Annotated in this window: 14 protein-coding genes; 12 read left to right on the plus strand and 2 right to left on the minus strand. The window is 55.4% G+C overall.

Going from position 1 to position 24,484, the window contains the following annotated elements; translation table 11 throughout:
* The first annotated feature begins 239 nt into the window (after window positions 1-239).
* The 4 genes from araD to OHL19_RS12470 all read left to right on the plus strand — a co-directional run bounded on the left by araD (window position 240) and on the right by OHL19_RS12470 (window position 6,533).
* On the plus strand, window positions 240-974 hold the full coding sequence (araD, locus tag OHL19_RS12455) for an L-ribulose-5-phosphate 4-epimerase AraD (protein ID WP_263358023.1): 735 nt from the start codon (window positions 240-242) through the stop codon (window positions 972-974).
* A gap of 103 nt (window positions 975-1,077) precedes the next feature.
* Complete coding sequence (locus tag OHL19_RS12460; RefSeq protein WP_263358024.1) at window positions 1,078-1,983, plus strand: TIGR03435 family protein; 906 nt, start codon at window positions 1,078-1,080, stop codon at window positions 1,981-1,983.
* A 235-nt stretch (window positions 1,984-2,218) separates the two neighbouring features.
* Window positions 2,219-5,098, plus strand: a complete 2,880-nt coding sequence (locus tag OHL19_RS12465) for an ATP-binding protein (RefSeq protein ID WP_263358025.1) — start codon at window positions 2,219-2,221, stop codon at window positions 5,096-5,098.
* Window positions 5,091-6,533, plus strand: a complete 1,443-nt coding sequence (locus OHL19_RS12470) for a sigma-54-dependent transcriptional regulator (protein ID WP_263358026.1) — start codon at window positions 5,091-5,093, stop codon at window positions 6,531-6,533. Before OHL19_RS12465 ends, OHL19_RS12470 begins: the two co-directional genes overlap by 8 nt.
* 194 nt (window positions 6,534-6,727) lie before the next feature.
* On the opposite strand, the gene OHL19_RS12475 is transcribed toward OHL19_RS12470, so the two are convergent.
* Together OHL19_RS12475 and OHL19_RS12480 are read right to left on the minus strand one after the other, a co-directional pair.
* Window positions 6,728-7,807: a hypothetical protein gene (locus OHL19_RS12475; RefSeq protein ID WP_263358027.1), complete on the minus strand. Its 1,080-nt coding sequence runs from the start codon at window positions 7,805-7,807 to the stop codon at window positions 6,728-6,730.
* 205 nt (window positions 7,808-8,012) lie between these two features.
* Window positions 8,013-8,888 (minus strand): hypothetical protein, encoded by an 876-nt coding sequence (locus OHL19_RS12480; RefSeq protein ID WP_263358028.1) that lies wholly within the window; start codon window positions 8,886-8,888, stop codon window positions 8,013-8,015.
* Window positions 8,889-9,013: 125 nt separating this feature from the next.
* Here OHL19_RS12480 and OHL19_RS12485 point away from each other — a divergent pair, with 125 nt between their 5' ends.
* From OHL19_RS12485 to treZ, 8 genes are all read left to right on the plus strand, one after another.
* Complete coding sequence (locus OHL19_RS12485; RefSeq protein ID WP_263358029.1) at window positions 9,014-10,411, plus strand: glutamate decarboxylase; 1,398 nt, start codon at window positions 9,014-9,016, stop codon at window positions 10,409-10,411.
* Window positions 10,412-10,664: 253 nt separating this feature from the next.
* Window positions 10,665-11,942 (plus strand): MFS transporter, encoded by a 1,278-nt coding sequence (locus OHL19_RS12490; RefSeq protein ID WP_263358030.1) that lies wholly within the window; start codon window positions 10,665-10,667, stop codon window positions 11,940-11,942.
* A gap of 158 nt (window positions 11,943-12,100) precedes the next feature.
* A complete protein-coding gene (locus OHL19_RS12495; RefSeq protein ID WP_263358031.1) occupies window positions 12,101-14,167 on the plus strand; it encodes an alpha-1,4-glucan--maltose-1-phosphate maltosyltransferase in 2,067 nt (688 codons plus the stop codon).
* Between the two features lie 71 nt (window positions 14,168-14,238).
* Window positions 14,239-17,847, plus strand: coding sequence for a maltose alpha-D-glucosyltransferase (gene treS / locus OHL19_RS12500; RefSeq protein ID WP_263358032.1), 3,609 nt, complete (start codon window positions 14,239-14,241; stop codon window positions 17,845-17,847).
* A 74-nt stretch (window positions 17,848-17,921) separates the two neighbouring features.
* Window positions 17,922-19,124, plus strand: coding sequence for a hypothetical protein (locus OHL19_RS12505; protein ID WP_263358033.1), 1,203 nt, complete (start codon window positions 17,922-17,924; stop codon window positions 19,122-19,124).
* 89 nt (window positions 19,125-19,213) lie between these two features.
* Window positions 19,214-20,026 (plus strand): hypothetical protein, encoded by an 813-nt coding sequence (locus tag OHL19_RS12510; protein ID WP_263358034.1) that lies wholly within the window; start codon window positions 19,214-19,216, stop codon window positions 20,024-20,026.
* 27 nt (window positions 20,027-20,053) lie between these two features.
* Window positions 20,054-22,708, plus strand: a complete 2,655-nt coding sequence (gene treY / locus OHL19_RS12515; RefSeq protein WP_263358035.1) for a malto-oligosyltrehalose synthase — start codon at window positions 20,054-20,056, stop codon at window positions 22,706-22,708.
* 2 nt (window positions 22,709-22,710) lie between these two features.
* Window positions 22,711-24,456, plus strand: a complete 1,746-nt coding sequence (gene treZ, locus OHL19_RS12520; protein ID WP_263358036.1) for a malto-oligosyltrehalose trehalohydrolase — start codon at window positions 22,711-22,713, stop codon at window positions 24,454-24,456.
* Window positions 24,457-24,484 lie beyond the last annotated feature (28 nt).

Below are 24,484 nucleotides of genomic sequence, written 5' to 3' on the forward strand. Positions count from 1 at the left end.
TGCTGTACTCGTGGTTGCCATCAACAGGGTAGACGGCGATTCAAAGACCAAGTTTACATCTGTCGAAGAATCCGCAAATCCGTCCCGAAAACTCTCGAACTCTGGCGTTTATCGTTAGACGTTTCACATTCGAGGCCAGAAATCCGCCCTGTACATCCGCGACATCCATACTGATAAACTGCTTCAGAAAACGGTTTCTCATTCACGCTGCCATTTAGGCTGCCATCGCACGAGGTTCAATGCTCCTTCCCGAACTCCGCTCCCAGGTTCTCTGGGCCAATCAGGAAATCGCCCGTCGCGGCCTCGCCGTCCACACGTTCGGTAACGCCAGCGGCATTGACCGCGCAGGGCTCGACGGTTCCGGAGCGGAACCCATCGTTGCCATCAAGCCCAGCGGAGTCGCCTACGCCACCATGACCCCCGCCGACCTTGTTTTATGCAACCTCAATGGAATCATCATCGAAGGCACCCTGAATCCTTCCAGTGATCTGGAAACACATCTACTGCTCTATCGCGAATTTCCCCAGATCGGCGGCGTAGTCCACACCCATTCCGAATTCGCAACCGCGTGGGCGCAGGCCCGCAAACCCATCCCCTGCCTCGGCACCACCCACGCCGACTACTTCCACGGCCCCATCCCCATCACGGATTCGCTGACCAGAGCCGAAGTAGAATCCGCCTACGTTCAAAACACCGGCTTAGTAATCTCCCGCCTCTTTCAGGAGCAATCGCTCGACCCCATGGCCGTCCCCGGAGTCCTGGTAGCAGGCCACGCTCCCTTCGCCTGGGGCAAGACCGCAGCGGCAGCCGTAGAACACGCCGACCTGCTTGAATACATCGCCCGCCTCGCTTACCGCACAGTCACCCTCGGAGCACCCTCCGAAGGCCTGGCCACCCATGTCAGCGAACACCACTACCAGCGCAAACACGGCCCCAAAGCCACCTACGGCCAAAACCTGGAGACCAAAGACTAGAACTCGAAGTTAGCTAGGGCCTTTGCAAATCATTCCTTTTTTAAATTAAGCCCAAAATCTAGGAATGTATCTTACTCTGTGCGTGAGATGGAGGCTTCTCTTCATGCCAAATAACCGCCTGACACTCTCTATTAATTTTTTCAAAGCCATTTTGTTCCTCGCGACAGCATGGATCACTGTTTCCAATCCTGCTGCAACTGCTCAGTCAAGCGCGGGGACGAATGCAGCACAAACCGCAGACAAAGTTTCCACAGTGGTCCCGGCGCTGACCTTCGATGTGGTTTCTATCCGGCCAGGCAACAACGATGGCGTTAAAAGCATGGAGCCCTTACCGGATGGATATCGCGCAAGGAACTTGCCGCTGGCCTTTACCATCGGAGAGGCGTACTTTCCTCGGTCATATCAGTCCAGGGATCAGATTTTGGGAGGACCTGGCTGGCTATGGAACGACGCCTATTACTTCGAAGGAAAGGTAGCTCAGCCCGATCTGGCAGAGTGGCAAAAGCTGACGGAACAGTTTAATCCCATGGTTCAGAACAAAATGCTGCAGGCGATGTTGCAGTCTGCTCTGGCCGAAAGATGTAAGCTCGTAGTCCATCACACTCCAAAGGAAGTTCAAGGCTATGCACTGGTGCTTGGTAAGCACGGACCGAATTTGAACAAGTTGAAGCAATCGAAGCTAGGCACAACAGTTCCTTCGGATGCGCTGAAAATTTCAGAAGGCGGTATGATGGTTCCGATTATGCCCGGTGCGGAACAACCCATCACAACTTATTTCCACACTTCCACGGCATCTCTAGCTGCAAACCTGTCGGGTCTATCAGGAATCCCTGTAGTAGATAGGACAGGTTTGACTGGCAAATTCGACTTTGCACTTACAAGGTTAGATAGCGATGATGGTCGCTCCAGCCACTGGAATATAGAGTCGCTTGGCTTAAAGCTGGAACCGGTAGAGCTGCCGACCGAAATTCTGGTAATAGACCACATCGAAAAACCATCTCCGAATTAGAAGAACCGATTAAACATATCTACATTTTCATATCATAATCCCATTATCCATATATATCTGATCGATTTCTATCGAAATATTCTTATTTTCTTTGCAGCTTAGTGACCTTTGGAACCGATCTAAGTCAATAGTCGTATTCTTTTCAATAAGTTGCCTCTATTCTTATGGAGTTCATGGGAACGAATACAAAGGTGGCCATCGACGTGCATAGAATCGTCAGTTCAAGGCTCCCCTAATGGAGACAAGTCTATATAACAGAGTCGTCGCAACAGTGCTGGGCCTGGTTACAGCGGCCCTTGCGTTGCTCGCTGTCTTCAATTTTCAGCAGGAAGCCAGATACCAGCAACCCGACGACGGCGTCACCTGGACAGAAACTACAACCATCGCTCACGGAAAAGCGCAGAATGGCCTGATCGCAACCCACGTTCTCGCCGGAAGCCCCGGTGCTCAGGCTGGCATTGAGCGCGACGATCTGCTCACCGCCATCAACGATCGGCCCATCGAGATCGGTTCCGACTACGCCCGCGAAATCAAGCGCATCGACGTATACGGCAAAGCCAATTACAGCATCACCCGCAGCGGCATCTCGCTCGATACGCCAGTTATCGTCTACCTCGCGCCAGTCGATACCAGCCTGCGCCAGTTCACGCGCGTGATCGGGCTGGTGTATCTGGCCATCGGTTTATACGTTCTTTTCCGCCGCTGGACTGCTCCCAGGGCGATGCATTTCTACATTTTCTGCCTGGTTTCGTTTGCTCTGAATACGTTTCGCTACACGGGTAAATTCGACTTTCTCGATTGGACGATCTACTGGGGCAACATACTAGCCGAGGCGCTGCAGCCTGCGCTGTTTCTGCACTTCGCCCTCGTCTTCCCCGAAGAGCGCCTGGCACACTGGAACCGCCGCTGGCTTCTGCCGATCCTCTACGCGCCGGCATTTGGCGTAGTCAGCCTGCATCTCACTGCGTTTCTGTTCTGGCAGGCTACCTTCGCACTCCGGCTCAAGCTCGATCAGGTTTCCACCGCCTACGACGCTACGTATTTCGTGCTCGCGGCAATCCTCTTTCTGCGCAGCTACTCACGCGCGAATACTCCACTTCTGCGTCAGCAGCTCAAGTGGCTCACGCGCGGAACCATGCTCGCAGTGCTGCCTTTCACTGTTCTCTTTGCGATTCCGTTCCTGACGGGCATTCCTGTTCCGGGCATTCTGCAAAAGATCGCTGGCCTCTCACTCGTCTTTCTGCCGCTGACTTTTAGCTGGGCGATTGTTCGCTACCGGCTAATGGATACCGACCTCATCTTCAAGCGCGGCGTGGCCTACACCCTGGCCACCGGCACGCTTGTCGGCGTCTACTTCGGCGGAATCGCGCTGGTTTCCGAGCAGGTCCACACCCACCTTCCCGAGGCCGTTCGTGAATGGGGCCTGGTCGTAACCATCCTCATCACCGCGCAGCTTTTCGATCCACTCAAGCGCCGCTTTCAGACATGGGTCGACAAAGTATTTGACCGTCATAAGTACGACTATCGCAAAGCCCTGGTTGAGTTCGGCCGCGGCCTCAGTTCCGAAACAGATCTCGATGCCCTGCTGCGTTCCATCGTCGACCGGCTTCCGCGAACCCTGCTTGTCTCCAAGGTTGCTGTCTTCCTCGCCGAAACTCCAGGCGCATATCATCTTGCCGCAGCCCACGGCATGGCCGTCGATATCGCTTCAGGGAACACCCCACTCAATCTTGGCTTTTTCGATTTCGACGAGCCCGGCAGCGGTTCGCACATCTTCCTTGAGAACACGCAGCAGGCCCTGCATTTACCTGAAGATCAACAGCGCACCGCGACCCAGCTCGATCTCAACTACTACCTGCCCTGTCGCGTTCAGGACGGCCATATCGCACGCACCATCGCGGTCATTGGTCTGGGCCGCACGATCGGCGGCGATTTCCTTTCCAGCGAAGATGTCGAGCTGCTGGAATCTCTCGCCAGCTACATCGGCATCGCCCTCCAAAATGCCAGTCTTTACGCACGTCTCGAAGAACAGATCAGCGAGTTTGAACGCCTCAAGGAGTTCAACGAAAACATCGTCGAATCCATCAACGTCGGCATCCTCGCCGTTGATCTGCATGACCGCATCGAGAGCTGGAATGCCCAGATGGAAGCCATGTATGCGCTCAGTCGCAAAGAGGCGATCGGCCAGCCGCTTTCCGCCGTCTTCCCGCCCGATTTCATTGAGGCCTTCGACCGCTTCCGCAACGAGTCCGGTGTTCACAATCTCTATAAATTCCGGCTCACCAGCCGCGCCGGTGAAGCGCGCACAGCCAACATCGCCGTGGCTCCGTTGCTCTCGCGTGACTTCATCGCTGTGGGCCGCATCGTTCTCGTCGATGACATCACCGAGCGGGTCAGCCTCGAAGCGCAGCTATCCCAGGCAGACAAGCTCAGCTCTATCGGTTTGCTTGCGGCCGGTGTTGCGCACGAAATCAACACTCCACTGGCGGTCATCAGCAGCTATGCGCAGATGCTTACCAAGCAAATGAAGGATGACACGCGCCTCACGCCTCTGCTCGAACGCATTACGCAGCAGACCTTCCGCGCATCTGAGATTGCCAATGGGCTATTGAACTTCTCGCGAACCAGCACGACCGAGCTGCGCGAGACAGACTTGAATCAGGTCATTACGGACACCCTGGGCCTGGTCGAGCACCAGCTAAAGACCGCCCGTATCACCGTTACGATGGAACTGAGCCGCGACCTTCCGCGTATACAAGGCAATCCTGGAAAGCTGCAGCAGGTCTTTTTGAATTTGCTTCTCAACGCCAAAGACGCCATGCCCCAGGGCGGACAACTTCGCGTCACCACCGTCTCCAATGGCCATGTTGAGGCCATCATCGGCGACTCCGGCGGAGGCATCGCTCCCGAACATCTCAAACGCATCTATGACCCATTCTTTACTACAAAGTCGGCGCCCAAACCCGGTGAGCGTCGAGGAACCGGTCTTGGACTTGCCGTCAGTTACGGCATCATCCAGGAGCACGCCGGCAAGATTAACGTCGAGAGTACCGTCGGCGTCGGCACCACCTTTCATCTTGAGTTTCCGCTTCTAAGGAATTCCGTACATGCCTGAGGTCCTATCCAAATTGAGCCAGACATCACTCCTCCCCACAAACGACTCCCCATCCGACGCCCGAATCCTCGTCATCGACGATGAAGCCGGCATCCGCGAGTCTCTGGAAATTCTGCTCACGTTTGAGGGCTACACCGTCGAGATGGCCATCGACGGCGAAGAAGGCCTGCGCACACTGGAGTCGCGCAGCTACGACCTCGTCCTGCTCGACCTCGCGCTCCCCGGTCAGACCGGCCTGGAACTGCTGCCCCAGATCAAAGAACGCTACCCCGAGTTACCCGTCGTCATGATCACCGCCTACGGCACGGTCGATAACGTCGTCGAGGCTGTTCGCGCCGGTGCAGAGAACTTCGTCCAGAAGCCCTGGGACAACGAAAAGCTGCTCGCCGATATCCGCTCCGCGATTGCCCGCCACAAGGCAGAGGCTGAAAATATTCACCTCAAGCGTGCTCTCAAGGAGCGCTACAACTTCCACAACATCGTAGGCAAAAGCGAGATCATGCTGCGCATCTTCGATCTCGTATCGCAGGTCGCGCCCAGCCGGTCAACCGTGCTCATCCAGGGCGAAAGCGGCACAGGCAAGGAACTCATCGCCAAGGCCCTGCATGCCAATTCTCCGCGTAAGGATAAGCCTTTCATCCCGGTCAACACCGGCTCCATGCCCTCGGAGTTGCTGGAATCGACGCTCTTCGGCCATGTCAAAGGCGCTTTTACTTCCGCTATCGCCACCAAAAAAGGTCTCTTCGAAGTAGCCAATGGCGGCACGCTCTTTCTCGATGAAATCGGCAACATGGGCATGGACACACAGGCTAAGATGCTGCGCGTCCTGCAGGATCGCCGCTTCATGCCCGTTGGCGGCACGCAGGAGATGCAGGTGGACGTGCGCATCGTCGCTGCTACCAACGTCGATCTGCGCCAGGCCGTGCGCGAAGGCAAGTTCCGCGAAGATCTTTTCTATCGCCTGAATGTAATCTCCGTTGATCTGCCGCCGCTGCGCAGTCGCCGCGAAGATATCCCCCTGCTTGTCGTTCGCTTCCTCGATCACTTCTCCAAAGAGAACGACCTTGAGCCGCGCAAGCTCACTCCCGACGCCATGCGCGCACTCGTCGATTATGAATGGCCGGGCAACGTGCGCGAACTTGAAAACATCATCGAACGCGGCGTCGTTCTCTCCAGCACTCCGCTCATCGGCTCCGGCCTGCTGCCTGGCCACATCACCGGCCGCAGCTTCCAGGATGCCCTGCTTGAACACAATCCCAATGCGAGCCTCTTCGATATCCTCGAAGACATCGAGCGCCGTATCATTGTCGAGAAGCTTGAGCGCTGCAACTGGAACCAGACCGATGCAGCCGAGCAGTTCCACATCCCGCTATCGACGCTGAATCAAAAGATCAAGCGCCTCAATATCGAGATCCGCAAACGCGCCCGCGACTAGAGCAATTTAGTAGAAATCTAAACTTAAACGTCAAAAATCGTACGATAAGCGTTTTTGATTTTGAGGCAAGGAACCCGCATGTCCGAAATGCCGACATCTCGGACAAGTGACAGGCTAAGCTTCGTCAACCGGCGTTGTCGTGGGGAACAAGAGCAAAGCCTGCTGATGGCCGCTTCCTTCTAAGAAGCTCCGTTTCACTTGATCATCTCGTCTTTTTTCACTTCGAGTTGTGGATTGACAAGGTGCATGTCAATTGGCAACCCGCCTGCAACGGGAGCAACGTCACGCACTATCTGCTCGAAGCTACTCACCATCTTGGCATCGACCTCGCGGACTACGACGAACGCCAGTATCGTACCGTCGTCATCATGCCTGCTCCACAATATGTTGGCTCCCTTACCCCGAAGGAAGCCAATCGCCTGGAAGCGCTTGCCGAGCGCCATTGCCTCGGCTTTGGTTACAGTTCCCTCGTAGTAGACAGCGTCTTTGCCCCCAAAATGTACCTCTCCAACATTTGAGGTCTCTTGTACATTCCCATTGCTATCAATCAGTTGAACCTGAACCGGAAATCCGCCAACGGTTGGAACTACCTGCCGAGTCAGCTCTTCAAATTTCGAGAGTATCCCCGCCTGATTCCATACACCGTACTGCACTCCAAACGATATGGTTGTGGCGGCCATTCCTTTGTGGAGTAGGACAGATGTTCCGCGTTCCTGGAGATACCCATTGCTCTTGAGCGCGTTGCCCAGAGCCAGAGCATTGCCTCGTGTAGCCAGGCCTGAGTAGATCACCTGGTCCTTCGCACCGATCAACACTGTCGTCCGATGTTGGTACTGATAAAGAAGAGCACCAGCCACGACAACCAGGATCGCCAATGTTGCGATGCCAACGCCAAAACCGGTTCCTGCGAAACCGAGTCGGCCGCCGCGTGCCGCATGCTGTGATATAGCATAGCCCTGGTCTTCCTTCGCTATCTTCCACGTTAAGTACCAGGTAAACCCTAAGAACAGGAGCTCGAAGGCATCGTATTCCAATCGCTCTAAAGAACCTGACGAGGTTTTCCAAATCAGCTTCACCAGGATGTTGAGTGCGACAACAATCAATCCGAGAACAACTGCCAGAACGCCGCGGCCTGCTTTGCCCAGCCTGACATAGTTGATAGCAAGAAGAATGGCACCGGCCGGAGGGCAAATGAATGTCGCTGTTCCTACGGCTGCAGAATCGAAGAGCCGGTATTCGGGTCTATGTGGAACTCTTTCTGAAGATGTGTCCATACCGAGTACACCTATCATAAAAGCTAGTGAGGGCCATGGAGCTACCCCTTTAGTAGGCGGGGTAGGCCATCTGTCCGTAAAACGGGCTTCTCGGACAAGTGGATCGATCTGTTGCACAAACATGTTGAAAATAAGCTTTGCGATGGCGAAAGGTTTTCGCAACGAATGCCTTATCGTACGATTTTGACGTCTGGTATGGTGACCCCTAATTGGCAGTGCCGGGAAGATCAAAATCCACGCCAGCATCCCGATTAGCTTTCTCCGTTGCAGCAAGATCAAGCTCGCTAACCGGTATAATCCGATGGCTCTGATCCAGAATCGAAAGCGTAGTCCGCGTCAGGATGTAATTGTGAACCTGGATTGGAGCGCGGCCATCTTTGAAGACAAGCGTAACCGCACTCTCGCTCAGCGGAGCAGCCGATGAACGAGGCGGAGCCGATAAATCCAACGGATGCGGCGCGTCATACGACTGCCGGTAGGCGAGATAAGGCGGCGGCGGACCCTGTTCATCTGGCGATGCCTCATAGCCGTCATCGGCATACGCCCCATCTCCAGCATCGTTGGGATAGGCGCCGTAATCGCCGTCACCGTCGTCATCGGGATATCCAAGATAGTCAGAACCGATCCATCCTGCACCTGACCAACCCCCACCTGACCATCCTGCACCCGGCAAAACGCCAACCCGGTAATCAGCCCGGTAGGGAGATCTATAAGGAGGTCGATGCGAGTGATCTCCATTGCGGTAACCAGAGCGGCTGTTTGCAAACCCGGCGGAGCGGTCATAGCCGCCATAACTTCCCGCCCGAATGCCAGGTGAGCCTGCACCAAACCTGTTGCCGGAGAAGCGTTGACCGCCAGCATAACGTTGACCGAGCGAAGTGCCGAATGGGGTGCGAGATGGAATACGAGACTGGACATGAGACGAGCCAGATCCGCTGAACCCGCCTCTGAATCCCGACGCGGCGCGGCCTGAAGAACCACCGTGAAATCCGCCGCCTCCGGCATGGCCTCCTCCTCGCTGCGCGCAGACCGGGATCAAGGTCCCAATCAAAACCAGCGCAAGCACGACGAGTCGTCTCATGCACACATATTACTCTCCTCCCCGTTCGGCTGCATGAACCGGCTCAATTTCGATTCATCGTCTTTTCTTCCCGGAGCCCTGCAGCTACCCGCTACACTTTGACTCTCAGTCACAGGAGATCAGTCATGGCCCTGCACGCTACCGAAGAACTTACCGCTGCTCCCACCAGCGAAATCGAATCCGAAGTATTGAACGATCAGACAGAAACCTACGAGTTTCCCGAGGCTGAGCAGGACCCGCAATCCGTCTACGCCACCATCCACGATCAACTCGTGCTCGATGGCAACTCGCAGCAAAACCTCGCCACCTTCTGCACCACGTGGATTGAGCCTGAAGTCGAGCGCCTCATGGTCGAGTGCGCCGACAAGAACATGATCGACAAAGATGAGTATCCGCAGACTGCAGCCATTGAAGAACGCTGCATCCACATGCTCGCCGATCTCTGGAACTCGCCGGAAGCTGCAACCACCATCGGCTGCTCCACCACCGGCTCCAGCGAAGCAGCCATGCTCGGCGGCCTGGCTCTCAAGTGGAACTGGCGCAAGCGTCGCAAAGCAACCGGTAAATCCATCGAGACTCCGAACCTCATCACCGGGCCCGTCCAGGTTTGCTGGCACAAGTTCTGCCGCTACTTCGATGTCGAGATTCGCGAAGTACCGATGGAAGGCGACCGCCTGCTGCTCACTCCTGAAGAAGTCCTCAAGCGCTGCGATGAAAACACCATTGGAATCATCGCCACTCTCGGCGTGACCTTTACGCTGCAGTACGAACCCGTTCTCGCAATCAGCGACGCCCTCGATAAGCTGCAGGCAGAGACCGGCCTCGATATCCCGATCCATGTCGATGGAGCCAGCGGCGCATTCCTCGCACCTTTCATCCATCCAAACCTGCACTGGGATTTCCGTCTGCCTCGCGTTAAATCCATCAACGCTTCCGGCCACAAATTTGGCCTGGCCCCACTCGGAGTCGGCTGGGCGCTCTGGCGTGAAAAGCACGATCTGCCGGAAGAGCTGATCTTTGACGTGAACTATCTCGGCGGCAACATGCCTACCTTCGCGCTGAACTTCTCTCGCCCCGGCGGCGAAATCATTTGCCAGTATTACAACTTCCTTCGCCTGGGCAAAGAGGGCTATCGCAAAATTCAGACGGAGTGCTATGCGCTGGGCCGTTATCTCGCGGAGAAAATCGGCGAGCTAGGCCCATTCAAAATCATCTATGACGGCACCGACGGCATCCCGGGCCTTTGCTGGGAGTTGAAAGACCCCGCAAACGCCGGCTTCACGCTCTACGACCTGGCCGACGCCCTGCGCGAACGCGGCTGGCTGGTCCCCGCCTACTCCATGCCTGCCAACCGTGAAGATCTGGTGATTCAGCGCATCCTCGTCCGCCACGGCTTCACCCGCGAAATGGCTCACGCGCTCCTGGAGCAGATGGAGCAGTCTCTGGATCACTTCGCAAAGAATCCCGTAGACATAACTCTCTCCGGCGCGGAGTCCGGTTCGCACGATCATTCTGGCCGATAAAAGTCGATAAAGTCGATAGATAAGAGCAACCTTTGCGTCACCCGTCCTCTTGCAGATTCGCACAAGGGCGGGTGAGCAAAATGCTACAAAAAACTACTAAATCAGCCCGAAAACGGCGTTCATCCTACCCAGGGAAGCCGCTGCGGAAAACGCCTTCCTTCTGCGACCTGGAAGCTGTTCATGTCATCCTATCCATGTGACCACTTCCACTCCTGCACCCCAGAGCACAGGTATCTCCCATGCCTGGCGTGCTTTGAGGCACCGCAATTTCCGCCTGTTCTTCAGCGGGCAGAGCATCTCCCTCATCGGCACATGGATGACCCGCGTGGCCACTTCGTGGCTCGTTTACAGGCTTACCGGCTCGGCCATTCTACTGGGGACAGTGAGCTTCATCGGCCAGATTCCTACCTTCCTGGTCGCCCCGCTGGCAGGCGTCCTCGTCGACCGCTGGAACCGCCGCACTGTTCTTGTGTGGACGCAGGCTCTCGCCATGGTGCAATCCCTGACCCTTGCCGCGCTGACTCTTACCCACCGCATCACCATCCCTGAAATCCTGATCCTTAGCGCCTTCCAGGGCTGCATCAACGGCTTCGATATGCCTGGCCGCCAATCTTTCATGATGGAGATGGTCGAGGAACGCGCCGATCTCTCCAACGCCATCGCCATCAATTCTTCAATGGTCAACCTCGCCCGTCTCATCGGCCCGTCGCTTGCCGGAATGCTTATCGCGGTCACAAACGAGGGCTGGTGCTTTCTCATCGACGGCATCAGCTATATTGCGGTGATCGCGTCGCTGCTCCTGATGCGCCTCACCACCGTCCGGGCCTTTGCGGAAAAGCTCGCCCAATCACAGGCTTCCCTCTTCGATCAGCTTAAAGAGGGGTGGGATTTCGTCCGCGCATTCGTTCCCATTCGCACCATTCTGCTGCTCTTCGCGCTGGTGAGCCTCATGGGTATGCCTTTCATCGTGCTGATGCCCATCTTTGCCGCACAGGTGCTCCACGGTGGCCCGCACACGCTGGGATTCCTCATGGCCGCTATGGGTGTCGGTTCCCTTGCCTCCGCGCTGTCTCTGGTGCTCCGCAAATCTGTTCGCGGCTTGCTCAAGATGATCCCCATTGCCGCCGCCTGCTTCGGTGCCGGACTCATTCTCTTCGGCCTCTCGCATATCCTTTGGCTATCGCTGGTCCTGATGACACTGATCGGTTACGGGATGATGCAGGGCCTCACCGCCAGCAACACCATCATCCAGACCATAGTTCCTCAGGACAAGCGAGGGCGCGTCATGAGCTACTACACGGTCGCCTTCGTCGGCATGGCTCCCTTCGGAAGCCTGCTCGCGGGCTCTCTCGCCAATCTCATCGGAGCTCCCGGCACAGTCATGGTCAGCGGCGTGGCCTGCATCCTGGGTTCGATCTGGTTCTTCACGCAGATGAAGACTGTCCGAAAAGCCATGCGCCCCATCTACGAAGAGCTAGGCATTATCCCCGCACCTCTTGTCCCAGCATTAAACGAAGAGCCGGGAAGCTGATCAAAACCGGCGCTTTCAGCTCTCCAAGTAACCCCGGTACCGTGTTCTTGCATCTCTATCTATATGGCTTTATTGAATTCCGGTATTCTCAATCTCTCAGCTCATCTATCCCACCTGTTCACTGTTAACCCCCTCACGGCGAGATTGGGAGTCCAGCGATGAGTACCACGAAGCCAATCCATGGTCGTAATCGCGTTGTCATCGAAGAGGTAACTCCACAAATTGGCACCGGAGTCAACGCAGGCCTTTATCCCGCATGTCGCATTGTCGGCGATGAAGTCGTCGTAAGCGCTGCTATCTTTGCCGACGGCCACGACCATCTGGCGGCGCGACTCCTGTACCGCAAAAACTCCGACAAACGTTGGATCTCCGCACCGATGACTGCCACATCCAATGACCTCTGGACTGGCTCATTCCAAGTGGACAAGCTCGGCTCCTGGAGCTTCACCGTTCAAGGCTGGATCGATCATTTCGACACCTGGGTCAGCGATACGAAAAAGCGGCTCGCGGCGCAGCCCGATCCGCAAAATCCCGATCCGAATGCAACTCCACAGGATATTCCGCTGGCCTTTCGTTCCGGCGCGATCCTGATTCGCGATGCAGCAAAAAAAGCACGCGGTGCCGACTCCAGGCGCCTGCTCCAGGTGGCCGAATCCCTCACAGCCGAGGCGGATCAGAATGCCGATCTGTACGAATACCCGCTGACGCCCGAAATCGAAGCGTTGGTGAGTTCCTATCCTGATCTCACGCTTGCGACCCGCTACGCGCCTGAACTGCCACTCTGGGTCGATCGCGAACGCGCCCGGTTCTCCGCATGGTATGAACTGTTCCCCCGTTCTGCTTCGTCCATACCGGGGCAGCATGGAACATTTGCCGACGTGGAAAATCAGCTTCCCGAAATCGCAGAGATGGGCTTTGATGTGCTGTATCTGCCGCCAATCCACCCCATTGGCCGCGCGTTTCGCAAGGGACCGAACAACTCCACAACCTCTGTAGAAAGCGACCTCGGCAGCCCCTGGGCCATCGGAGACAAGTCGCTGGCCTCGGCCAAAAACAAAGAGGATAACGGCGGCCACAAATCGATTCACCCACAGTTGGGAACATTCAAGAGCTTTGACAAGCTGGTCGCCGCAACGAAGGCACACGGTCTCGAAATCGCGCTGGACATTGCCTTCCAATGTTCCCCCGATCATCCGTGGGTAACGGAGCACCCCGACTGGTTCGTCACCCGACCCGATGGCAGCATTCAATACGCTGAAAATCCTCCGAAGAAATATCAGGATATCTATCCGCTGAACTTCGAGTCGCATGACTGGCGCGGCTTGTGGGACGAGCTTTATTCCGTCTTTGAATTCTGGATCAAGCGCGGCGTCCATATCTTCCGCGTGGACAATCCACACACCAAGGCGCTTCCCTTCTGGGAGTGGTGCCTCGGCAAGCTGCGCGAGCACTATCCGGATACGCTGTTCCTGGCGGAGGCTTTCACTCGTCCGCACGTTATGTATTCGCTTGCCAAGCGCGGCTTTACGCAGTCTTACACCTACTTCACCTGGCGCACAGACAAGGACGAGTTACAGACCTATCTCGAAGAGATCACCAGGCCGCCTGTCAGCGATTTCTTTCAACCGAACTTCTGGCCCAACACGCCCGACATACTGCATCGGTCGTTACAGCAGGGCGGTCGCCCTGCCTTTATGCAACGCCTGATCCTCGCTGCAACCATGACTGCCAATTACGGCATCTACGGCCCCGCGTATGAGCTGGGCGAAAATACTCCGGCAACTCCGCCCGTGGGCAAAACCGAATCGGAAGAATATCTCGACAGTGAAAAATTTCAGATTCGTCAGCGCGATCGTAACGGACCGGGAACAATTGTTCCCCTGATCACGTCTCTCAACCAGATCCGTCGCGCCAATCCAGCGTTGCAATCGAATCTTTCGCTGCACTTTCACGATGCAGAAAACCCACAGATTCTCTGCTATTCAAAATCGACCTCCGATTTCGAAAACACCGTTCTTGTCGCCATCAATCTGGATCCGTTCAATGAGCAATCCAGTTGGATTCATCTCGATCTCGAAAAACTCGGCATACCTTCCAACCAGGACTTTATCGTCGAAGACCTGCTGACAGGAGTAGCCTACACTTGGCAAGATCGCAGGAATTACGTGGCTCTCAAACCTGACCGCCAACCAGCGCACATCTTTCGTATTATCCGCCCGGTCTGATCAGATTCAGCAGGCGGCAACGTAGCCGGATCACAGCATAGAGTGCATCCAATAGCTCGGAGAATAGACGATTGAAGAAGCTCGCAAGCGCAACCGATCCCCTCTGGTATAAAGACGCGATCATTTATGAATTGCATGTTCGTGCCTTTGCTGACTCCAACGGCGACGGCATCGGGGACTTTCCGGGGCTTCTTTCGCGTCTCGATTACCTGCAGGATCTCGGCGTTACATGCATCTGGCTTTTGCCCTTCTTCCCTTCACCATTGCGCGATGACGGCTACGACATTGCGAACTACGTCGATGTCAATCCATCGTACGGAACGCTGAATGACTTCAAAGCGTTTCTCGATGCAGCACACCAGCGCAACATGCAGGTAATGATCGAGCTGGTCATCAATCACACCAGCGATCAGCATCCCTGGTTCAAGGCGTCTCGTCTTGCCGCACCGGGCTCTGCAGCGCGCGAGATGTACGTCTGGTCTGACAGCGATCAGGTTTACAAAGATGCCCGCATCATCTTCACCGATACGGAAAAATCAAACTGGACCTGGGACGAAACAGCCAAAGCCTATTATTGGCACCGGTTTTTTTCTCATCAGCCGGACCTCAACTTCGATAACCCCGCGGTGATTGAAGAGGTGCTGAAAGCCATGCGCTTCTGGCTCGACATGGGTGTCGACGCTCTGCGCATGGATGCTATTCCATACCTTGTAGAACGCGACGGCACCTCATGCGAAAATCTGCCCGAGACGCATGCGGCTATAAAAGCCATCCGCACCGCGATTGACGCCGATTACGCCAACCGTCTCATCCTAGCTGAAGCCAATCAGTGGCCTGCCGATGTGCGTCCTTACTTTGGCGATGGCGATGAATGCCACATGGCATTTCACTTCCCGCTGATGCCACGCATCTACATGGCTCTGCGCCAGGAAGACCGCCTGCCCATCACCGACATCATGGCCCAGACACCCGCGATTCCAGACAACTGCCAGTGGGGTCTCTTTCTTCGCAACCATGATGAACTCACGCTTGAGATGGTCACGGACGATGAGCGCGACTACATGTACTTCGCCTACTCGGCAGACCCACGTATGCGGATCAATGTCGGTATTCGCCGTCGCCTCGCGCCTCTCGTCGACAACAATCGCCGCCGCATAGAACTGCTGAATTCGCTGCTATTGAGCTTCCCTGGAACGCCCATCATGTATTACGGCGATGAACTGGGCATGGGCGACAACATCTATCTTGGCGACCGCAACGGTGTTCGCACTCCGATGCAATGGAACTCCGACCGCAATGCAGGATTCTCAAAGTGCGATCCCGCGCGGCTCTATTTTCCTGTCGTCATGGACCCCATCTATGGCTATCAGGTCATCAACGTAGAAGCGCAACTGAGCGACCAATCCAGCCTGCTGCATTGGACCCGCAACATGATCGCCCTGCGTAAACTCTTTCAGGTCTTCGGGCGCGGAACACTCACATTTCTAAACCCCGCAAATCGTAAGATCCTCGCCTACCTGCGCGATCTCGACCGGGGCGATGGCTCACACGAAACTGTCCTCTGTGTTGCTAATCTCAGTCGCTTCGCGCAGCCAGTATCGTTAGATCTGGCTACCCATGCTGGCCTGGAACCCGTCGAGATGCTTGGCTACGTGCCGTTCCCCACCATCACTGAAGCGCCTTATGCGCTTTCGCTTGCGCCGTATTCTTTCCTCTGGCTTGAACTGCAGCCAGCCAGCGCAAAGGTGGATTCCGCTCTATCTTCTCCCGAGGACGCAGAGCTGGCTAACGTTGCCGATATTCTCGGCGTTACAGCCAGCATGGCAGCAGACGCGCTCGATCTGATGACTCTCGGCTGGACCGGGCTGATCTCAAATGCAGGCTCTCTTTTAGAAAATGCCCTGCGCGCATGGCTGCCACGTCAACGATGGTTTGGTGCCAAGACACGCACCATTCAGGCACTGAACGTGCTCGACTGGGCAGAGATTCCGCTCGACGCTGGTAACTCTTCGAGCGCTGATACTCTTGCCGGCAGCGGCATTCCTACGGCCCTGGTCTTCATTGAGATTACGTATGCCGATGGCGTCTCAGAAACCTATCAGCTTCCTCTCGCTATCAGCACAGGCACCAGGGCTGAAGAATTCGCCGTAAGCAATCCTCAAAGCATACTTGCAACGATTACCTCACAAGCAGGCCCGGCAATTTTGTATGACGCAACCAGTCGCGAAGACCTGCGCCTGCGGCTGCTCACACTCATTGAACGCAATGAACCACTCGCACTCTCAACACTGCGCATCCCCTCATCTGACGAGACGGGCTTGAGTGATGCATCGAACATTGCAGATGCTCCCGCGTCCTCTGTGGCCGTTCCAGTAGTGCCCGCTCCACTCGATGCTCAACCAGGTGAGGCAGCCTCTTCGCCACATTCTGAGAGGCTCAATGTGCACTCTGCGGGCAAGTTGCAGGCATACGCATCGAGCGCTTTCTCCGCGCTGCATCTTACGCATCCAACCAGCTCGCGAGTCGGCTCCGCGGAGCAGTCGAACACATCTATCCTCTACGGCAAAGATCTGATCTTGAAGCTGTTCAGACGTCTGCAACCAGGCGAAAATCCAGACGTTGAAATCGGACGTTTTCTCACTGAAATTGCGCACTTTCCCCGCATCGCACCTTTCTTTGGTGAGATAGATATAACGCCGATCGGCGGAGAAAAAACCACAGTCGCCATGCTTCAAGGGCTCGTAGCCAACGAAGGGGATGGCTGGCAGTGGTTCCTCGATGAGTTGAAGAACTACTTCGCTTCAGTTGCCTCTCTGCCCGCTCCGCCAGCAGCAACACCGGCCAGCTTCCTCATCGATCGCGAACTACCTCGCGAAGCCTTCGAACACGCGCGCGCATCGCTTGAGGCCGCTGCGCTGCTCGGTCGCCGTACAGCAGAAATGCATCTGGCGCTGGCTACTCCGACTCATGATCCTGCCTTCGCAGCCGAGCCTATTACCGCTGCCGATCTCAACAACGATGCTCGCCGAATCGACGCGCAGATCACGTCCACTCTTGAAGCGCTCAAGAGCAAACTTTCGACCCTCAAAGATCTCACCGCAGACAATGCCGGACTGCTGCTGTCTCGTCGCATCAACCTCTTTTCTCGCGCACATGCGATCACCAGTTCAGCGCCCGGCGGCCTGCGAATCCGCATTCACGGCGATTATCATCTCGGGCAAACTCTACGCACAGCCGCGCCAGTTGGGTCTGCAACAGATGCCGGGGATTTCGTTCTCCTGGACTTTGAAGGCGAGCCCGCAAGGCCGCTATCGGAGCGTCGTCAAAAGCAATCGCCTCTGAAAGATGTCGCAGGGATGCTCCGATCTTTTTCCTACGCCGCGCATTCGGGCCTGAATCAACATCTCGCAGCGAATCCGGAATCCTCCCGCAGCTCTGGAACAGAAGCCTTGTCTGCGTGGGAAATACTCTGGCAGGATTCCGCTTCCACTGAATTCCTGCAAGCCTATCGCAAAGGGATTGCAGCAAATCCATCTATCCTGCCTTCGCCGCAACAATCGCAGGCTCTTTTAAGCGCTTATCTATTGGAGAAAGCTCTCTATGAGTTGCTCTATGAACTCAACAACCGACCCGAATGGCTTCGTATTCCACTGAGCGGTATTCTCGCGCTCGAATCCTGATCAGTAGCTCTCCACTCCGGTTCAACCGGTGAGCAGTTTTCAGAAGCGATTATTCGGTTCTCAAGAAGGTAACGATGGCGACAGCAAACCCGATTCCCGATACAAGTCAAGACCTGGCTCACGCTCCTGCGCGCACCGGAGCCAGTCTGCTCGTGCTCATCGCTTCAATGACGCCGGAACAGCTCAGCGCCCTCCTCGACAAGCTGAGCCAATCGCTTCCGGTAGAAGACCTGCTCATCGCCACACCCGATTCACTGACCTTCGATACGCATCCAGCGCTGCGAATCATACAGGCACCTGCAACCAACGCGTCTTGGACCTTCACCGCAGCAGACTTCGTCAATGCTTATCAACTCGCGCAGAAGAATGAAGCACGCGCAATTCTCATGCTCGGGCCTGAATCAGAATCATTGAGTTCATCCGGCCTGTTTGAGCTTGCCAACGCCGTCATTGCAGACTCTATCGATCTGGCCATGCCTCACTACGATCTTCCTCGGAATGCGGGGTTGGTCAACTCTGCAATTCTCTATCCCCTGACACGTGCACTCTTCGCTCAGCGTGCACGGTTTCCGCTGGCCATTGATCTTGGTCTTTCATTACGCATGGCAGAGCGCCTTGCCGCCGCAGGCCAACGATTCACTGCGTCAAATCAGAATAATGCGCTTATCTGGCCCGTCGACGAAGCTGCGGTCGCAGGCTTCGCTATCCAGGAATTCGATGTTGGCCCACGCACTCTTCCTGTGCCGATAGAGGCGGACCTCAACAGCATTCTTGCTCTCGTAGCAGGTTCACTCTTCGCCGACGTGGATGCGAAGGCCGCATTCTGGCAGCGAACACGTACCCTGCCGCCCGCGCGCCCTGCCATCGCCCAGCCTCTCTCGATAGAAGCCGCGACAGACATCGCTCCCATGCTTGATACTTTCCGGCTGGCTTATACAAATCTGCGCGAGATCTGGTCACTCGTTCTACCGCCGAATTCCCTGCTCGGACTCAAGCGTCTCTCCATCATCGACCCTGCCGTCTTTCACATGCCGGAAAGCCTGTGGGCACGCATCATATTCGACTTTCTGCTGGCCTACCGGCTTCGCACCATCAATCGTGGACATTTGCTCGGTGCACTCACACCGCTCTATCTTGCGTGGGCCGCCAGCCACATCAATGTCATCGCCTCTGGTGTGGAATCCGAGCGGCACATCGAGACAGTTGCAGCAGCGTTTGAAGCTGACAAACCTTATCTTGTCTCACGTTGGAGATGGCCTGACAGATTCAATCCGTGATACCCATCGCGGCCTTTTGTATCGCACTTTTATTTGATTGATTCGCCATCGCTAGTTCGTAGCAAGAGTTGACTCAAGGAGTAATTCCTATGACATACGTCTTCGCAACCATGCTCCAGACAGATGCATTTCCAATAAACCAGCCTGCTTACGTGGATAACACTTCGATCTGGCACCACATGTCGGACGCGTTGTTTCAATCGCTGAACCGTGTTCTCTCGCTCCTGGTCGCTATCCTGCCTGGCATCCTCGCGTTTATCGTTGCATTGATTCTCTTCACCGTGATCGGAATGGCACTGTCTGCGCTGCTTAGACGCGGACTCACGATGGCAAAATTTGATGCGCGCATGGCGCGTGACAACGTCAGCGATGGTTGGATGCCTTCAAGTTCACCGACAGCGCTCATTAGCCGTGCAACGTTCTGGGCATGTGTTTTGCTTGGCCTCATCATCGGCGTCTCTGCCTTCGATGCGTCTTACGCAACAGGAGCTACGCTTCCCATCTCACTCCTTCCCTACCTGACACACGCGGTAGGAGCGATTCTGATTCTCGTTGCGGGCAATCTCGTTGCGCGCTTTCTCGCACGCACTGTCCTCATCGGAGCAGTCAATGCGCAGTTGCAATATGCGCGCTTCCTCGCACTCGGAGTCAAGTGGCTGGTGTTGGTGTTGACGGCTGCAATGGTCCTCGACCACCTTCAAATTGGCGGCAATGTCGTTGAACTCGCCTTTGGAATTCTCTTCGGAGGAATCGTTCTCACGCTCGCACTCGCAGTAGGCCTTGGTTCTCGCGATCTTGTAAGCCGATCCCTTGAGAGCCATGCAGACCGCTCCAGCGAACACAGCGTCACACCAACGACCAATCCGGCAAGCAGCCCCATCGATCCTATCCGTCATTTTTGACGCCACTCTTGAGGATGGAATCGACTTATGCCCCAGATACCTTTATCCACATACCGTCTGCAGTTGTATGCGGGCTTCACCTTTGAGGATGCAGCAGGCGTAGCCGATTATATTGAGGCACTGGGCATCTCGCATGTGTACTGTTCGCCGTATCTCCAGGCAGTCTCTGGCAGTACACATGGGTATGACGTGGTGGATCACCAGCGACCGAATGAAGAGCTTGGCGGCGAAGAAGGACATAGCCTGTTCTGCCAGCGGTTGAAAGATCTCGGCCTTGGCCAGGTGCTGGACATCGTGCCTAATCACATGGCGCTCGGAGAACAGAACCGCTACTGGTGGGACGTCATCGAGAATGGTCCGTCGAGCCGGTATGCAACATGGTTCGATATCGATTGGCACTCCGCTGAGGTGAAGCTGCAGAACAAAGTGTTAATCCCTGTATTGGACGACCAGTATGGACGTGTCCTGAGTTCTGGCCGCATCAGGATGGAGTACACCGGCGAGCGCTTCCAGATACGCTATGTCGACAATCTCTTTCCTGTCGCGCCGAGATCTCTATCGAGCTTACTTACCAGGGCCGCGGAGTATGCGCACAATGACACGCTTCACTTCATTGCCGCCAGCTTTTTAGCGTTGCCATCTCCTGACTCCATCGATCGGGGAGCCGCAAGCGCAAGACACCGCGACAAAACCGTAATCTACGGATTGTTGAAGCAGCTCTGCGAAAAACAGCCAGAGGTACAGGCTGCAATCTCACGCGGCGTTGATGAGTTGAATCATGAAATCGACGCATTGGATGACGTGCTGAATCAGCAGAGCTATCGACTGGCCTATTGGCCCACTGCCGATCAGGAATTGGGCTATCGTCGATTCTTCGACGTAAATACTCTCATCGGGTTGCGCATGGAGAGAGAGCACGTCTTCGAGGCAACACATTGCAGAATCTTGAAGTGGCTTGAAGACGGCACATTGGATGGCGTGCGTATCGATCATCCCGATGGTTTACGCGATCCCCTGCAATACTTTGAACGCTTGAGAAAACGTGCGCCAGATGCATGGATCATAGGCGAGAAGATTCTTGAGCCGGGAGAGTTTCTCCGCGAGAGCTGGCCGATTCAGGGAACCAGCGGCTATGACTTCATGAACGTGTGCAATCGCCTCATTGTTCATGGCGAGGGCCTGATCGAGCTGACAAAGACCTACAGCGAATTCACAAATGAGCCGATCGACTTTGCGGAATTATCGCACCAGAAAAAGCAAATGGTAGAGCAGGAAGCTCTGGGCAGCGACATTAACCGCCTGGCCAGTCTGTTTGTGGAGATATGCGAGAACAACCGCGACCGCCGCGATTACACGCGTGCCGAGATTCGACGTGCGCTTCGTGAGGTAGCTTCGTTCTTCCCTGTCTATCGCACCTACGTAGTCGCAGATCGCGACCGCATCGTAGATGAGGATCACGCGAATATCGAGAAAGCAATCGCTTTAGCCAAAGACCGAAGACAGGATTTAGATGCAGGACTCTTTGACTTCATCGCGGATGTATTGACATTGCGCGTACGAGGAAAAGTGGAAAGCGAATTTCTAATGCGTTTCCAGCAATTCACCTCAACGGTGATGGCCAAGGGTGTTGAGGACACCGCGTTTTACTGCTTCAATCGAATGATCGGTTTGAATGAAGTAGGCAACGATCCAGGCTGCGATGGCATTTCCGTTGCGGAGTTTCACGACTATTCCGCGAAGATGCAGGCAACCCATCCATTGACGATGACAACGCTCTCCACGCACGATACAAAGCGTGCCGACGATGTGAGAGCACGGCTCGCGACCATCACTGAAATTCCCGGACGATGGAGAGCTGTTCTGAATCGATGGTCGCGCATGAACGCACAGTTTCGCACTGCAAACTTTCCTGATCGAAACACGGAGTGCTTTCTATATCAGACCTTGATCGGCGCGTGGCCAGTTACAAAAGATCGCCTGACGGCCTACATGGAAAAGGCAACACGCGAAGCCAAACAACAAACCGGTTGGACGCAGCAGAACAAGGAATTTGAAGAGGCATTGCGAAACTTCATCGAACGCATTCTTGAGTCGCCTGAATTCATCGCAGAGTTGGAAGCGTTCGTCGGCCGAGTACTGCAAGCAGGGCGCATCAACAGTCTTGTGCAGACGCTGGTAAAGTTCACAGCGCCAGGAGTGCCGGACACGTATCAGGGCAGCGAGCTATGGGATCTTAGCCTCGTCGATCCAGACAATCGCAGACCTGTCGATTACGAAACGCGCCGAACAATATTGAACGATCTGAAAAAAGGGATGCTCGCAGAAGAGATCATGCGCGAGATCGATAGAGGAGTGCCGAAGATGTGGGTGACTCACAAAGCTCTGTCTCTTCGCCGTCAACATCCAGAGTGGTTTGGCGCGGACGCAGGCTATACGCCCCTGCTCGCAGAAGGCCTGAAACGCGAACATGTTGTGGCTTATCTTCGCGGATCTCACGTGGTCACAATAGTTCCTCGCTGGACTTTAAAACTCGGCGATAGCTGGGCATCGACGACATTGAATTTGCCGCAAGGCAATTGGAAAAACGCGCTCACTGGCGATGTAATCAAGGGTGGCCGGTTGCGAGTGCAAACGCTATTGCAGCACTTTCCAGTTGCGTTGCTTACACGGGAGACGGAGTAGCCATGCACCGATTCGAGATTTGGGCTCCACGCGCGAAGAAGCTGGCAGTGAGAGTGAATAGCGCCACATTACCGATGTATGGCCCCGACGAACGAGGCTGGTGGCGGCTCGATATACCGGAAGCCACAGCCGGGTCTGATTATGGCTATCAGATCGACGATGATTCGAAGCTCTATCCCGATCCGCGTTCTCTCAGTCAGCCCAATGGAGTACATGGCCTGTCACGTGTATATGATCAGCAGGCATTTGTCTGGGGCGATGCAAACTTCAGCGCCCCACCGTTGGCCAGCGGCGTGATCTATGAGTTGCACATCGGTACTTTTACACCGGAAGGCACCTTGGATAGCGCGATCAGCAAACTGGACTATCTCGTAGACCTCGGCGTGACACATGTAGAGCTGATGCCGGTTGCATCTTTCGCAGGAGACCGCGGATGGGGCTACGATGGCGTCGCGTTGTTTGCCGTACATGAAGCCTATGGCGGACCGGATGCTCTAAAGCGGTTTGTCGATGCGGCGCATGGAAAAGGCCTGTCCCTGCTGCTTGATGTTGTCTATAACCACTTCGGTCCGGTTGGAAATTACACGGGAAAGTTTGGCCCTTATCTTGTGGAGGCCCATCAGACTCCGTGGGGCGGTGCGGTGAACTTTGAAGACTCCGGTGCGGATCAGGTACGAAGATTCTTCTGCGATAACGCGCTGATGTGGATGCGTGATTTTCACATCGATGGGCTACGGCTGGATGCGGTGCATGGATTCGTTGATCGTTCGGCCATTCATTTTCTTGAGCAGCTTTCGATTGAAGTCGAGGCATTGGAAACGACCCTTGCGCGCCGCCTTGTACTGATTGCAGAGAGCGACCTGAACGACCCGCGAGTGATCACTCCCCGCGAAGCAAATGGTCTTGGGATGGATGCGCAATGGAACGATGATTTTCATCATGCACTGTTCGCGGCACTCAATCCCGAGGAGGCAGATGGATACTATGCAGACTTTGGCGAGCTGAGCCAACTGGCAAAAACTCTCGAACGAAATTTTGTTTACGACGGAATCTATTCCAAGTTTCGTGATCGTGTTCACGGGCGGCCTGCGGGAAATCTATCGCAGCATCGGTTTGTAGGATTCATTCAAAATCATGATCAGGTCGGAAATCGCGCGATCGGTGACAGACTGCAGGAAGTCGTCGGTTTCGACCGCGCCAAAATTGCTGCGGCCCTGGTGTTGCTCGGTCCATTTGTGCCGCTGTTGTTTCAAGGCGAGGAATGGGCTGCTTCCTCGCCATTTCAATACTTCGCCGACCACGATGATCCAGAGATGGCCAGGCTTGTTTCTGAGGGACGCAAGAGAGAGTTCGCCTCGTTTGGCTGGGAGCCGAGTTTGATTCCCGATCCCGAGAAGCGGGAGACGTTTGAGCGCTCAAAGCTGAAGTGGGACGAAGTGAACAACGGCCAGCACGAAGAGATGCTGACCTGGTATCGCGAGTTAATCCGGCTGCGGCGAACCACGCCATCCCTGAATCACGGCGAGCCGGGACATACACACATCAGCCATAACCAAAGCGAGGATCAACGCGAGATGTGGTTATCCATGTCCCGTGGCGAGGTGACTGTGCAATGCAACCTGGGCAATGACAGGCAGCTCATCGCAATGCCGAAGGGCAAACGGCTCATCCTCAGTTCGCATAAGGATGTGACAGTGACGGATGGAGAAATGACTCTCCCCGCCAACTCGGTGGCAATTTTTCTTTAGCTGTTGCCGGTCTTCAGATTTATGGACT

Origin of the sequence: Acidicapsa ligni (genome assembly GCF_025685655.1) — a bacterium.
GTDB classification, from domain to species: Bacteria; Acidobacteriota; Terriglobia; order Terriglobales; family Acidobacteriaceae; genus Acidicapsa; species Acidicapsa ligni.